This is a genomic window from Variovorax sp. GW823-FHT02B07 (genome assembly GCF_058797695.1).
On sequence record NZ_JBXAJX010000005.1, the window covers coordinates 110,267 to 123,285 of the forward strand.

Genomic DNA, 13,019 nt, shown 5'->3' on the forward strand with positions numbered 1-13,019 from the left:
GCCGCGCTGGCGTCAGGCGCCGAGCGCGTGCCGCGCGGCCCGCGCGATGCTCGCCGCGTCCACGCCGAAGAAACCGCGCAGCGCGGCGCGCGTGTCGCTGCGACCGAAGCCGTCGGTGCCCAGCGTGAGGTAGCGGCGGCCTTCGGGCAGGAAGGCACGCACGCTCTCAGGCAAAGCGCGCACGTAGTCGGTGGCGGCGACGATCGGGGCCTTGCCGCCTTTGCCGAGCTGCTGCGCGACGAAGGGCGTGCCGGCGTTCTTCTCGCCGGCCAGCGCGCGCTGCTCGCAGGCCTGGCCATCGCGCGCGAGTTCGCTCCAGCTCGTGACGCTGAACACCTCGGCCGCGATGCCTTCGTCGGCCAGCAGCTGCGCGGCCTTGATGACCTCGGTGAGGATCGCGCCCGAACCCAGCAGCGTGACGCTTTGCTTCGCCTTGCCCGATGCCGGCGCATACGTGCCGAAGCGGTAGCAGCCGCGCAGGATGTCGGCCTCGGCACCCGCCGGCAGGTCGGGCTGCGCGTAGTTCTCGTTCATGAGCGTGACGTAATAGAACACGTCCTGCTGCTCGACCATCATCTCGCGGATGCCCGCGTCGACGATGACCGCCATCTCGCCCGCGAAGGCCGGGTCGTAGGCCTTGCAGTTGGGAATCGTCGCGGCCACGAGGTGGCTGCTGCCGTCCTGGTGCTGCAGGCCTTCGCCGCCGAGGGTGGTGCGCCCCGACGTGGCGCCCAGCAAAAAGCCGCGAGCGCGCTGGTCGGCCGCCGCCCAGATGGCGTCGCCCACGCGCTGGAAGCCGAACATCGAGTAGTAGATGTAGAACGGCAGCATCGCCAGGCCATGCACGCTGTAGCTGGTGGCCGCGGCCGTCCAGCTGGCGATGGCGCCGGCTTCGCTGATGCCCTCTTCGAGGATCTGGCCGTCGGTGGCTTCGCGGTAGCTCAGCACCGAGCCGATGTCTTCCGGCGCATAGCGCTGGCCCACGCTCGAGTAGATGCCGACCTGCTTGAACAGGTTGGCCATGCCGAAGGTGCGCGCCTCGTCGGCCACGATGGGCACGATGCGCGGGCCCAGGGCCTTGTCCTTCATGAGGTTGCCCAGCATGCGCACGAAGGCCATGGTGGTGCTCATCTCCTTGCCCGCGGCGGCCGTGGCGAACTGCGCGTAGGCCGCGATGTCGGGCTTGGGCACGACGTCGCAGGCGGTCTCGCGGCGCGGCATGGCGCCGCCGAGCGCTTCGCGGTGCTGGCGCAGGTAGCGCATTTCGGCGCTGTCTTCGGCCGGGCGGTAGAAGTCCATCGCGGTGGCCTGCGCGTCGGTGAGCGGCAGGTTGAAGCGGTCGCGGAACTCGATGAGGTCGACGTCGCCCATCTTCTTGTGCGAGTGCGTGGTCATCTTGCCCTGCGCGGCGCTGCCCATGCCATAGCCCTTCTTCGTGTGGGCGAGGATCACGGTGGGCTGGCCCTTGTGGGCGGCAGCGGCGGCGTACGCGGCATGGATCTTCACGAGGTCGTGGCCGCCGCGCTTCAGGCGGTCGATCTGCTCGTCGGTCATGCCTTCGGCCAGGCGCGCGAGCTCGGGGTTCTGGCCGAAGAAGTTGTCGCGGTTGAAGCGGCCGTCCTTGGCGGCGAAGGTCTGCATCTGGCCGTCGACGGTCTCGGCGAACACGCGCGCGAGCGCGCCGCTCACGTCCTGCGCGAACAGGCCGTCCCAGTCGCTGCCCCACACGAGCTTGACGACGTTCCATCCTGCCCCGGCGAAGAGCTTTTCGAGCTCGTCGATGATGCGGCCGTTGCCGCGCACCGGGCCATCGAGGCGCTGCAGGTTGCAGTTGACGACCCACACGAGGTTGTCGAGCTTTTCGCGCGCCGCGAGCGTCAGCGCGCTCATCGATTCGGGCTCGTCCATCTCGCCGTCGCCGAACACGCCCCAGACCTTGCGGCCTTCGCAGTTCAGCAGGTTGCGGTGCGTGAGGTAGCGCATGAAGCGCGCGTGGTAGATCGAGCTGATCGGCCCGATGCCCATCGAGCCGGTGGGGAACTGCCAGAAGTCCGGCATCAGGTACGGGTGCGGGTAGCTGCACAGCCCGCGCGCGCCGCTGCCGTCGGTGAAGGCCGGGGCGGTGAGTTCCTGGCGGTAGTGGTTCAGGTCTTCTTCGCTCAGGCGGCCTTCGAGGTAGGCCCGCGCATACACGCCGGGCGCGCTGTGCGGCTGGAAGAACACGAGGTCGCCGCGGTGCGCCGGGCTGCGCGCATGGAAGAAGTGGTTGAACCCGGTCTCGAACAGGTCGGCCGCGCTCGCGTAGCTGGCGATGTGGCCGCCGAGTTCGCCGTACGCCTGGTTGGCCTTGGCCACCATGGCGAGCGCGTTCCAGCGCATGAGCGAGGCGAGCTTTTCTTCTACCGCGAGGTCACCCGGGAACGGCGGCTGGTCGGCCGCGGCGATGGTGTTGACGTACGGCGTGGCCAGTTCGGGCTGCCAGCCGATGCGCTGCTGCCGCGCCAGGCGCGCCAGCTCGGCCAGCATCTGGCGCGCGCGCTGCGGACCTTGCGTCTGCGCCAGCGCCAGGAAGGCGTCGCGCCATTCGGCGGTCTCTTCGGGGTCGGGGTCGTGCGACGGCGGCGTGTCGAGCAACAGGGCGCGCATCTGGTCGGCGGAGATCGGGGCATTCATGCCAGCACTTTAAGCCGCCTCGAGGAAAATTAGCTACCGGCACCTCTGATTTCATGGCTATTCGGAAGCATAAAATGCCGTCATTCAACAGTTTTGCGGAATTTCATGGAACTCGATGCCATCGACCTGCGCATTCTCGACGAGCTGCAACGCGACGGCGCGCTGTCGAACGTCGAACTGGCGCGCCGCGTGCACCTGTCGCCCTCGCCCTGCCTGGCGCGCGTGAAGGTGCTGGAGACCAGCGGCGTGATCGACCGCTACGTGGCGCTCGCGAACGCCAAGGCGCTGGGCCTGGGGCTCAACGTGTTCATCTCGATCAGCCTGACCACGCAGAGCAAGCAGTCGCTGGCCGACTTCGAGCAGCGCATCGCCGAGCACGACGAGGTGATGGAGTGCTACCTGATGACCGGCGACAGCGACTACCTGATCCGCATCGCCGTGGCCGACATGGCGGCGCTGGAGCGCTTCATCATGGAGCAGCTCACGCCGATTCCGGGGATCGAGAAGATCCGCTCGAGCTTTGCGCTCAAGCAGGTCAGATACAAGACGGCGCTGCCGTTGCCAGCAGCGCCGTTGTAACGGGTACTCCCCCAGGCTTCGCGCACTTCGTGTCGCTGCGCCAACCCCCTCGCCGGGGGCAACACCTGTGGCCCGGCGAAGCCGGCTCCACGGTGTTTCCCGAAGGGGGTTGAGGGCGTTTACAGGCCGATCAGGCCGCCGTCGTTCTTGGTGATGACCACGGTGGCCGAGCGCGGGCGGGACGTGCCGCCGTCCGGCCAGTGGCTGTTCGGCACCGCGACATCTTTCGTGTCTTCACCGGGGTGCTGAATGTTCACGAACAGCGCGCGACCGTCGCCCGATTCGGCGATGCCGGTGATCTCGCAGTCCTTCGGACCGACCAGAAAACGGCGCAGACCATCCGTGCCGGGCGCCTTGCCCACGAAGGTGTTCTGCGTGCGGGTGGTGGCGCCGTCGACGTTGGTGATCGCCTTCGCGCCGCCGTCGCCCACCTTGCCAGGCAGAGCCGCCAGCAGCATGCAGTTGGTGACGTCGGTGTAGGCGCCGTCGTCGGTCTCGAGCCACAGCAGGCCGGGCGCGGCCTGGCTGAACCACATGCCATCGGGGCTGGACAGGTCGTTGTCGGCCGTGAGCTGCGAGAGATTGACGTCGGCCGAGGCCGTCGAGCGCGCGCCAAAGAGGTACACGTCCCACTTGAAGCTCAGCGAGGTCGGGTCGGCGTTGTCGTCCGCAAAGCGCACGATGTGACCGTTGGGGTTGCCCTTCTGGTCGGCCGCGCCCTTCTTGTCGTTGTAGAAGCGAGGGTTGGCCGCGTCGGTGCTGCCGATCGGGCGCGCGCTGGCATTGGTGTTGGTCAGCGTCACGTAGACATCGCCGGTCTTCGGATTGACGGCGGCCCACTCGGGGCGGTCCATCTTGGTCGCGCCCGCGGCGTCGGCGGCCAGGCGGGCGTTGGTCACGACGTCGGCGGCATCGGCGAAGGCGTAGGTCGAATTGCTGGAGGTGATGCCGTTCACGCCGAGCTTCAACTCGAGCCACACGCCCGTGCCGTCGGCGTTGAACTTGGCCACGTAGAGGCGGCCGTCATCCATGTACTTGTCGCCCGCGGCGATGCCGCCGCCGATGTCGGCCGCGTCCCAGTTCTTGGTAGAGACGAACTTGTAGATGTACTCGTTGCGCGAGTCGTCGCCCATGTACCAGACCAGCGGCTTGCCGGCCACGACCGGGCCGAGGCAGGCACCTTCGTGGCCGAAGCGGCCGAGGGCGGTGCGCTTCTTCGGCGTGCTCGTCGGGTTGAACGGATCGATCTCGACCACCCAGCCGTAGGTGTTGTGGCCGTTGCGGTAGTCGGCAACGGCGGAGGCGCCAAGGACCTCGGTGTTCCAGCGGCCGTAGAGGTCATCGCTGGTGTCAGGCGTTGGCGTGGCCCACAGTTCACGCCCCGTCGCGGTGTCGACACCGTTGGAGTTTTTCGATCCGATACCGTAGCGCTTGAAGGAAGCCAGCTCCTTGACGCTGCGCTTGGCATCGTCGTTGGCCGTGATGCGGCGGAAGTAGCCCGCCCAGTTCTCTTCGCAGGTCAGGTACGTGCCCCAGGGCGTGGTGCCGTTGGCGCAGTTGTTGAGCGTGCCGCGGGTCTTGCTGCCGTCGGTCGAGTACTTGGTCTTCAGGTAGTCGGTCTTGGCGGCCGGGCCCGAGAAGGTCATTTCCGTCAGCGTGTGGACGCGGCGGTTCAAGCTCGAATCCTGCTTGTAGCTCCAGGCGTTGCCGCTCTTGTTGACCTCGATCACGCTCACGCCGTGCAGGTAGAACTCGCGCAGCACTTCGTCAGTGCTGGTGCGAACCGCAGCCACAGCGGTACCGGAGATGGTCTGCCCCTTGGGATGCAGAAACAGCGGCGTGATGGCTTCATGGTTCATCACCAGCAGACCGCGCGAAGGGTTGGCCGCGTCCCACTTGTTGCTCGCGTTCATGCCGAAGAAGGTCATGCCGTCGTGGTGGTCGCCGGCACGACGATCGTAGGTGACCGGATCGTCGGTGCCGTCGTTCTTGTACGCGGCCACGCCGGCGGCGATCGGATCGCCCAGGCGGTAGAGCACGCTGGCGGTGTAGCCGGCGGGCACAGTGACCACGTCGTCGAGGCTCTTCGCGACGGCATTGAAGCCCAGCTTCATCGGCGAGGGGGCCGGGACGGGAGCCGGCGCCGGCGCGGGAGCCGGTGCGGGCGGAAGGATCGGGAACGCGGAGCCGCCACCGCTGCCGCCGCCGCAGGCCTGCAGCAGCGCGGTGCCGGCGGTGCCGACGCCCAGCCCGAACAGATGGCGGCGGCTCAGGCGCGACGCGATCAGGTCGGTGAAGGACGGGTTCGCGGTCGGGTTGGTGCCGACATCGTCGAGATCGACGCCGTGGGCGTCCGTGCGGGTGTTTGCGGTCATGCGCAATATCTTTCGTGGGTTGGGATTGAAACCAGCCCGCGAAGTTAGGCACTTCGCATGACATGCCTGTGAAACGCTCGGCCGTTGGTTGGGGTACGGCGAGATTTCGTCAAAAAACCTTCACGCCCGCGCCACACATTGCAGCGCGGACGCTGCGCCCCTCAGGGCGCCGGCAGTTGCCTCGGCCACAACGCCCACAACCGCAGCGGCTGGTTCACGCTCGCCGCCAGCCGGCCGGCCTCCGCGCCGGTGCCGGCGAAGTAGTCGGCGCGCACGGCGCCCAGGATGGCGCTGCCGGTGTCCTGCGCCACCACCAGCTTCTGCAATTGCGCAGTCGGGCCGTTCGATGCGAGCCACACCGGCGTGCCGTAGGGAATGCTCTCACGATCGACCGCGATGGAGCGCCCCGCCGTCAGCGGCACGCCCTGCGCGCCGCGCGGACCGAAGGCGGCGTCGAGTTCGCTCATGGTCTCTTCGCGGAAGAACACGTAGCGCGGATTGCTCCACAGCAGCTGCGACACGCGCTGCGGGTTCTGCGCCACCCAGGCCTTGGTGTCGTCGGGCCACTTGCCGACCTTGGCGACGCCCTGGCTCATGAGCCACTGCTGCACGCTGCGATACGGCTGCTCGTTGGTGGCCGCGTAGGCCACGCGCACCGTGTGCTGGTAGCCGTTGGCCTCGGTGATGCGCAGCCGACCCGAACCCTGGATGTGCAGCATCAGCGCGTCGATGGGGTCGGCCATCCAGGCGATCTCGCGACCGCGCAGCGCGGCCTGGGCCTCGGGCAGGGTCTCGATCTCCTGGCGCGTGAACCAGGGGCGCTTGGGCACGAGGCCGTCGGGCGCCTGGTACAGCGGCACGCTGAAGCCGGCCGAAGGCACGCGCGAGGCCTCGTACACGGGCTCGTAGTAGCTGGTGAGCTTGCCTTCGCTCTGGCCCGCGAGCGATTCGACGCGGTAGGGCTGCAGCCGGTCGGTCATCCAGCGGCGCTGCTCCTCGGGCGTGGCGATGGCCAGCTGGCGCACCTCGCGGCACAGCGGCGCGAAGGCGGCGTTGGGGCGTGCGCAATTGGCCAGCAGCGCGATCCACGCCTCATGCAGCGGGTCTTCGCTGAAGCCCGGCAGTTCGGACCAGCCCACGGGCACCCAGCGGCTTTTCGGATGCGCGAGCGATCCGGTCAGCGGACCGAGGTCGCGCGGCGGGGTGACGGTGGGTCGGGTGGGGGTGTCGGGGGCGCGGGGGCCGAGGGAACAGCCGGCAAGCGTTGCTACGATCGCAAGCCCGACCAGCCACTGGAGTCCATTTCTCATGGGTTTGATTCTGCTTGAAGCCCTCGCCGCGGGACTCGTCCTGATCTTGATCATCTGGTGGACCATGTTTTCCGGGCGTAACAAGGGTGAATTGCATGACGACCCCGACGCCGAGCGTGAGGACAAGGATTCGCCGCCCAAAGTGTGAATTGCTCGTGTAGCCACACGGCGCGGCCCACTGTCGGACAAGCACCCTATTGCTACAACTTTAGTAGCAATCATCGCAGCATTCACGGGCGATGGCGAAAGTTTTCTTATTTTCCGTAGGGCTTTGAGCACGTACCATCGCATACCCGCCGGGGGCTAAGCTGTGGCCCGCTTGATTCAACCTTGAAAGGGATCGCCATGAAAAAGTTCGTTCTTGCAACCACCGCAGCTGCCCTCGTCCTGTCCGGCTGTGCCGGCGGAATGACCGACACCCAGCGCAACACCGGCATCGGTGCCGGCATCGGCGCGCTCGGCGGCGCGGCCATCGGCTCGGCCACCGGCGGCAACCGCGGTGCCATCGGCACGGGCGCGGTGGTCGGTGCGGCGGCCGGCGCACTGGGCGGCTACCTGTGGTCGCAGCGCATGGAAAACCAGAAACGCCAGATGGAAGCCGCCACGCAGGGCACCGGCGTGGCCGTGACGCAGACGGCGAACAACGAGCTCAAGCTCGCCATTCCGAGCGACGTGTCGTTCGACGTGGGCCGCTCCAACATCAAGTCGAACTTCGCGCCCGTGCTCGACCAGTTCGCCAACGGCCTGCGCAACAACCCGAACGCCGAGGTGCGCATCATCGGCCACACCGACAGCACCGGCTCCGACGCCATCAACAACCCGCTGTCGGTGGACCGCGCCGCCAGCACGCGCGACTACCTGGTGGCACGCGGCGTGAGCGCTGCGGCCTTCCGCATCGAAGGCCGCGGCTCGCATGAGCCGGTGGCCGACAACAACAGCGACGCCGGCCGGGCACAGAACCGCCGCGTCGAGATCTACGTGGGCGAGCGCGCACAGCGCGGCTGATCGCAGCCCCACCGGGAAACCGGCCGCCCTATCGAACGGCCGGTTCCCGCTTCAGTTTTCATTGGTCCAAGCAGAGGGAAAATTCATGAGGAAGTTTGTTGTGTCTAGCGCGGCCCTGGCCGCTGTGTTGTTCATCGCGGGGTGCGCATCGTCGACCCCGCCGGCCGAAGCACCGGCCGCACAGCAGGCCGCACCGGCCAACAGCTGGACCGCCCGACTGGACGCGCTGAAGGCCGAGCTCGAAAGCTCCACCAAGGGCACCGGCGTGGTGATCTCGCAGACCGCCGACAACCAGCTTCACGTCGTGATTCCGAATGAACTCTCGTTCGACACCGGCCGCGCCAACGTCAAGCGCAACCTCGCGCAGGTGCTGGACAAGGTCGCCGAAGGCCTGAAGAGCGCCACCACCGCCAGCCTGCGCGTGGTCGGCCACACCGACAGCACGGGCAGCGAGGAAGGCAACGAGCGCCTCTCGGTGAGTCGCGCCGACAGCGTGCGCAACCACCTGGTGGGCCGCGGCGTGTCGACCACCGTGATCACCACCGACGGCCGCGGCTCGCGCGAGCCGCTGGCGGACAACGGCACGGCCGCCGGCCGCGCGCAGAACCGCCGCGTCGAAATCTTCGTCGCCGAGAAGATCTGAGCCCAGGTGCTGCGCGCACGTCGCGCGGCACCGTGAGGAAATCCCGCATGAGGGCACGGCACCGCCGGCCCTAACATCGCGCGGCCTGCACGCGGCGCGCGCACCGCGTGCCGGGCGGACACGAGAGGAAACTCCGATGAACGCCATCGCGCCGGCCCCATCGAGCGTCGCATCCCGCTTTGCCCCGGACATCATCGCCGCGGGCACCGGCGCGCAACCGCAGTACCTCGTGACCGGCGGCGACCAGCTGTTCGCCGCCCGCTGGCAGCAGGACGCGTGCTGGCTGCCCTTCCACGGCGCGGCGCACCACGTGCTGGTGCTGCACGAGAACGGCAGCACGGCGGTGCGCAAGTACGAACGCGGCAAGCTCGTCGCCTCGCGCTCGCGGCTGGGCAGCGTGAGCTTCATCCCCTGCGACGGCACCGAATGGGAGATCGGCGGGCGCTGCGGCGTGGTGCACCTGTACATCGGGCAGGCGCTGATCGCGCGCGTCGCCGCCGAGGAAGGCCTCGGGCCGGCGGCGGAGATCGACCCCTTCTTCGCGATCCGCGACCCGTGGCTGCAAGGCTTCTTCCAGATGCTGGTGAGCGAGGTGGAGCTGTACGGCAGCGTGCCCGCGAGCCCCGATTCGCTGCTGCTCTCACAAAGCCAGCACCTGCTGGCGCATCACCTCGTGCGGCGCCACTGCGCCCCGGGGCGCGGTGCGCCGCCGCGCGCGGAGGGCACGCGCCGGCAGCCGGTCCTGACGCCGCGGCAGCTGCGCCGGGTGACCGAGCACATCGACGCGCACCTGGCCACGCCGCTGGGGCTGGCCGACCTGGCAGCGTTGGTGCACCTGTCGCAGGACCACTTCATCCGCAGCTTCAAGGCGGCCAGCGGCATGGCGCCCTACCAGTACCTGCTGCGCCGCCGCCTGGAAGGCGCCGCCGAACTGCTGCGCACCAGCGACCTGCCCGTGGAAGCCGTGGCCGCGCGCATGGGCTTTGGCAGCGCCGCGTACTTCTCGACGCGCTTCCGTGCGTTCGTCGGCGTGGCGCCAAGCACCTATCGCCGCATGCGCTGAACCGCGCTGCAACTTGCGCAAAAGCGCGCCACTTTCGACATCCCGTGCTTCGTTCGGGCCAACAGGCCATGGCGTGAGAAGCCGCTCCTAGACTGGCTTCGCAGGCCGATCCCGGCCGCATCACCCACGGAGACACCATGACCCTGACCGCCCTGAAAGCCACGCCGCCCGCCAGCGCCGCCCACGCGCGCATCACGCTGCCGTACCCGCATTTCCAGAAGCTCGACAACTATCCATGGAAGCCGTGGGTCATGCCCGGCGTGGCCTACAAGCTGCTGAGCATCAACCGGCGCAGCGGCGGTTTCACCTGCCTGCTGAAGGTCGATCCCGGCACCGAGGCGCCGGTCCACCACCACCTGGGCGCCATCGAGGTGATCGTGCTCGAGGGCGACATCTATTACGAGCGCAACGACATCGGCCGCCCGGGCGACTACATGCACGAGCCCGCCGGCGACATCCACCAGCCGCGCTCCGACGGCGGCTGCGTGCTGTTCTGCGTGTTCGAGGGCGCCATTGCCGGGCTGGGCGAGGACGGCAACGTCGTCGGCATCGTCGACGGCCGCAGCATGCTGGAGATGGCCACGCGCGACGGCGCGGCGCAGCACGTGCACAGCTGAGGCCCGGCCTGCGGTGCGGGCTAGAGATCCCGCAGGCGGTTGGCCAGCTCCACCGCCGACTTCACTTCCATCTTCTCGAACACGCGCGCCCGGTGGACCTCCACCGTGCGCACGCTGATCGCGAGCTGGTCGGCGATGAGCTTGTTCGGCAGGCCCTCGACCACGAGCCGCATCACGTCGCGCTCGCGGTCGGTCAGCTCGGCGATGCGGTCGGCCAGGCCGCGGCGCACGCGCTGCACCTCGAGCGCGCGCTGCGACATGCCCAGCGCCTGCTCGATGCGGTCGACCAGCGCGTTGTCCGAGAACGGCTTCTCGCAGAAGTCGAAGGCGCCGCGCTTGACCGCCTCGACGGCGGTGGGCACGTCGGCATGGCCGGTCAGGAAGATCACCGGCATCTCGGCCAGCAGGCCGCGTTCAGCCAGCCGGTCGAACAGCACCAGCCCGCTCATGCCGGGCATGCGCACGTCCAGCAGCAGGCAGCGCGGCTGATCGGGCAGCGGCGCCTCGTCCAGGTACTGCTCGAAGGCCTCGGCGCTGCCGAAGTGCTCGCTGGCCAGGCGGCGCGAACGCAGCAGCCAGGCCAGCGCCTCGCGCACGCTGGCGTCGTCGTCCACGATAAAGATCAAGCCATCGATCAGCGGTTGCATGCCATGAGGTCCAGCGGAACAGAGAAAACGAAGAAGAAGAAAAAGGCGGCTATCCCGCAGCCGGGAGCGTAAACCTGAAGACGGTGCCCCGGGGGCGGTTGGGCTCGAACATCAGCGCGCCGCCATGCTGCTCCACCACGGTGCGGCACAGGCTCAGGCCCAGGCCCATGCCGTCGGGGCGCGTGGTGAAGAAGGGCGTGAACAGGCGCGCCGCCACTTCCTCGCTGATGCCGCAGCCCAGGTCGGCCACGGAGAACTCGAGCCAGCGGCGGCCGTCGGCCGGCACGGTGGCGCCCACCGGCAGGGCACGCGCCACGCGCAGGCGCAGCACGCGGCTGCCGGGCGTGTGGTCGGCGCCGTCCATGGCCTGCATGGCATTGCGCGCCAGGTTCAACAGCACCTGCTCGACCAGCGTGCGGTCGCACACCACGGCGGGCAGGCGCTCTTCGCACACGATCTCGATCGTCACGTCGAGCTTGCGCGCCTGCAGCCGCACCAGCGGCAGCACGGCGTCGATCAGCGCCTGCGGCGCCACGGCCTCGCGCATGCGGTCGCGCCGGCGCACGAAGTCGTGCACGCTGCGGATCACCTGGCCCGCGCGGTCGGCCTGCTCGGCGATGCGCTTCACGGCCATGGCCACCTCGGCCTGCTCGCCGCGCGCCTCGGGCCCGATCAGGTTGAGCGAGCCGGTGGCGTAGCTGGCGATGGCGGCCAGCGGCTGGGTGAGCTCGTGGCTCAGCAGCGAGGCCATCTCGCCCACGGTGGCCAGGCGCGCGCTGGCCTGCAGGCGCTCCTGGCTGGCGCGCGAGAGTTCCTCGACGCGGCGCTGCTCGCTCACGTCGATGAAGGCGCTCATCCAGCCGGTCTGCACCTTGTGCGCGTTGATCAGCGGCGCCTCGAAGATGAGCACCGGAAAGCGCGTGCCGTCCTTGCGCATGAAGACCGACTCGAAGCCCTCGCGCGGCGGCAGGCCGCCCGCGAAGCGGCGCGTCTGGCGCAGGTGGTACTCGTGCGCCAGCTCGGTCGGCCAGTACGGCGCCTCGACGCTGTCGGCCATGAGCTCTTCGGGCGTGAAGCCGACCATCTCGCAGAAGGCCGGGTTGACGTAGGTGATGCGCCCCTGCAGGTCGCGCGCGCGCAGGCCGGTGATGACCGAGTCTTCCATCGCCTTGCGAAAGGCCAGCGCGTCGGCCAGGTCGCGTTCGGCGCGCAGGCGGCGGCGGGTGTCGCGCGCCAGCAGCACGAGCACCGACACGAGCGCGATCGAGATCGCCGTGACCAGCGCCGTGAGCATGTTCGGGAACAGGTCGGGCGCGGCGCGCCAGCCGTCCACGCGCAGCATGAGCGAGGCGCCCGGCAGGTCGATGCGCTGCTGCGAGGTGAACACGCGCGTGCCGATGCGCCGCGAGGTGCCCAGCGCCACCAGCCGCGTGCCGTCGGCCTCGGTGAAGGCGACCTCCTGGCCGCGCGTGAGCGTGGGGCCGACCAGCTCGACCAGCGTGTCGCGCAGCGAATAGCTGGCCACCAGGTAGTCGCCGGCGTCCATCGGCAGGCACAGCTCCATCACCTCGACGCCGCCGCCGCCGGCCACGGGCACGTAGTGACTGGGCGAGTAGGCGGGCGCGCCGGCCTTGCGCGCGGTGGCGCAGGCCTGCGCCACGTCGGCCTGCGCGGGGCCGCGGTTGCTCTCCTCGAGGATGCGCGTACGGTAGGGCGTGTTCACGGCTTCGATGGGTTGCAGCTGCGCATCGCGCCATTCGAGCCTCAGCCATTCGCGGTGCTCGCGCAACTGCGCCGCCGCGCGGTCGGCCCAGTGCGTGCGCTCCATGCCCGGCGCGAGCGTGGCGCGCAGGCTCTGGGCGTTGCGCTGCAGGCCGCTGCGCAGGTCGACGACGGCGTCGGCGGTGTCGCGCTCGAGCGCGGCCTGCACCTGCTCGACCTCGTGCCGACCGGCCAGCCACACGACGGTGACCAGCAGCGCCGACACCAGCACCGCCAGCAGCAGCCAGAGGAACCAGCGCTTCCACAGCGAGCGCAGGCGCGCGAAGGCGACGACCCAGGCCCGGCGCTGCGGCGGTGCGGAAACCTCGAGCGCCTCGTCGGCCAT

General features: G+C 69.1%; 11 protein-coding genes. 6 read left to right on the top strand and 5 right to left on the bottom strand.

Features of this window, described 5'->3' with window-relative positions; all coding sequences use genetic code 11:
* Nucleotides 1-12 precede the first annotated feature (12 nt).
* Nucleotides 13-2,673 carry an alpha-ketoglutarate dehydrogenase gene (mdeB, locus tag AC1RGU_RS24080; protein WP_492698406.1) on the bottom strand — a complete coding sequence of 887 codons (2,661 nt, stop codon included), beginning with the start codon at nucleotides 2,671-2,673 and terminating at the stop codon, nucleotides 13-15.
* Nucleotides 2,674-2,778: 105 nt separating this feature from the next.
* Between mdeB and AC1RGU_RS24085 the strand changes: the two genes are divergently transcribed.
* Nucleotides 2,779-3,252 carry an Lrp/AsnC family transcriptional regulator gene (locus tag AC1RGU_RS24085; RefSeq protein ID WP_062480783.1) on the top strand — a complete coding sequence of 158 codons (474 nt, stop codon included), beginning with the start codon at nucleotides 2,779-2,781 and terminating at the stop codon, nucleotides 3,250-3,252.
* Nucleotides 3,253-3,371: 119 nt separating this feature from the next.
* Here AC1RGU_RS24085 and AC1RGU_RS24090 read toward each other — a convergent pair whose 3' ends face one another.
* On the bottom strand, nucleotides 3,372-5,627 hold the full coding sequence (locus AC1RGU_RS24090) for a PhoX family protein (RefSeq protein WP_492698409.1): 2,256 nt from the start codon (nucleotides 5,625-5,627) through the stop codon (nucleotides 3,372-3,374).
* 161 nt (nucleotides 5,628-5,788) lie between these two features.
* Entirely contained in the window at nucleotides 5,789-6,937 is a 1,149-nt protein-coding gene (mltA, locus tag AC1RGU_RS24095) for a murein transglycosylase A (protein WP_062480787.1), read from the bottom strand.
* On the opposite strand from mltA, the gene AC1RGU_RS24100 reads away from it, so the two are divergent.
* From AC1RGU_RS24100 to AC1RGU_RS24120, 5 genes are all read left to right on the top strand, one after another.
* Nucleotides 6,936-7,085: a hypothetical protein gene (locus tag AC1RGU_RS24100; protein WP_167395077.1), complete on the top strand. Its 150-nt coding sequence runs from the start codon at nucleotides 6,936-6,938 to the stop codon at nucleotides 7,083-7,085. The genes mltA and AC1RGU_RS24100 overlap by 2 nt on opposite strands.
* 197 nt (nucleotides 7,086-7,282) lie before the next feature.
* Nucleotides 7,283-7,942, top strand: coding sequence for a YiaD family glycine zipper/OmpA-like lipoprotein (locus AC1RGU_RS24105; RefSeq protein ID WP_062480790.1), 660 nt, complete (start codon nucleotides 7,283-7,285; stop codon nucleotides 7,940-7,942).
* Between the two features lie 85 nt (nucleotides 7,943-8,027).
* Nucleotides 8,028-8,585 (top strand): OmpA family protein, encoded by a 558-nt coding sequence (locus AC1RGU_RS24110; RefSeq protein WP_062480792.1) that lies wholly within the window; start codon nucleotides 8,028-8,030, stop codon nucleotides 8,583-8,585.
* Nucleotides 8,586-8,721: 136 nt separating this feature from the next.
* Nucleotides 8,722-9,648, top strand: a complete 927-nt coding sequence (locus tag AC1RGU_RS24115) for a helix-turn-helix domain-containing protein (RefSeq protein WP_492698412.1) — start codon at nucleotides 8,722-8,724, stop codon at nucleotides 9,646-9,648.
* A 137-nt stretch (nucleotides 9,649-9,785) separates the two neighbouring features.
* A complete protein-coding gene (locus tag AC1RGU_RS24120; RefSeq protein ID WP_159279179.1) occupies nucleotides 9,786-10,265 on the top strand; it encodes a 2,4'-dihydroxyacetophenone dioxygenase family protein in 480 nt (159 codons plus the stop codon).
* 20 nt (nucleotides 10,266-10,285) lie between these two features.
* Here the strand turns inward: AC1RGU_RS24120 and AC1RGU_RS24125 are convergent, their stop codons facing one another.
* Together AC1RGU_RS24125 and AC1RGU_RS24130 are read right to left on the bottom strand one after the other, a co-directional pair.
* Nucleotides 10,286-10,912, bottom strand: a complete 627-nt coding sequence (locus tag AC1RGU_RS24125; protein ID WP_062480799.1) for a response regulator transcription factor — start codon at nucleotides 10,910-10,912, stop codon at nucleotides 10,286-10,288.
* Between the two features lie 49 nt (nucleotides 10,913-10,961).
* Complete coding sequence (locus AC1RGU_RS24130; protein ID WP_492698414.1) at nucleotides 10,962-13,019, bottom strand: sensor histidine kinase; 2,058 nt, start codon at nucleotides 13,017-13,019, stop codon at nucleotides 10,962-10,964.

Excerpts from the sequence above, each read along its gene's own strand:
- AC1RGU_RS24110 (WP_062480792.1), top strand. The coding sequence starts at position 8,028 with ATGAGGAAGTTTGTTGTGTCTAGCGCGGCCCTGGCCGCTGTGTTGTTC.
- mdeB (WP_492698406.1), bottom strand. The coding sequence starts at position 2,673 with ATGAATGCCCCGATCTCCGCCGACCAGATGCGCGCCCTGTTGCTCGAC.
- AC1RGU_RS24120 (WP_159279179.1), top strand. The coding sequence starts at position 9,786 with ATGACCCTGACCGCCCTGAAAGCCACGCCGCCCGCCAGCGCCGCCCAC.
- AC1RGU_RS24105 (WP_062480790.1), top strand. The coding sequence starts at position 7,283 with ATGAAAAAGTTCGTTCTTGCAACCACCGCAGCTGCCCTCGTCCTGTCC.
- AC1RGU_RS24125 (WP_062480799.1), bottom strand. The coding sequence starts at position 10,912 with ATGCAACCGCTGATCGATGGCTTGATCTTTATCGTGGACGACGACGCC.
- AC1RGU_RS24085 (WP_062480783.1), top strand. The coding sequence starts at position 2,779 with ATGGAACTCGATGCCATCGACCTGCGCATTCTCGACGAGCTGCAACGC.
- AC1RGU_RS24090 (WP_492698409.1), bottom strand. The coding sequence starts at position 5,627 with ATGACCGCAAACACCCGCACGGACGCCCACGGCGTCGATCTCGACGAT.
- AC1RGU_RS24115 (WP_492698412.1), top strand. The coding sequence starts at position 8,722 with ATGAACGCCATCGCGCCGGCCCCATCGAGCGTCGCATCCCGCTTTGCC.
- mltA (WP_062480787.1), bottom strand. The coding sequence starts at position 6,937 with ATGAGAAATGGACTCCAGTGGCTGGTCGGGCTTGCGATCGTAGCAACG.
- AC1RGU_RS24100 (WP_167395077.1), top strand. The coding sequence starts at position 6,936 with ATGGGTTTGATTCTGCTTGAAGCCCTCGCCGCGGGACTCGTCCTGATC.
- AC1RGU_RS24130 (WP_492698414.1), bottom strand. The coding sequence starts at position 13,019 with ATGGCCGACGAGGCGCTCGAGGTTTCCGCACCGCCGCAGCGCCGGGCC.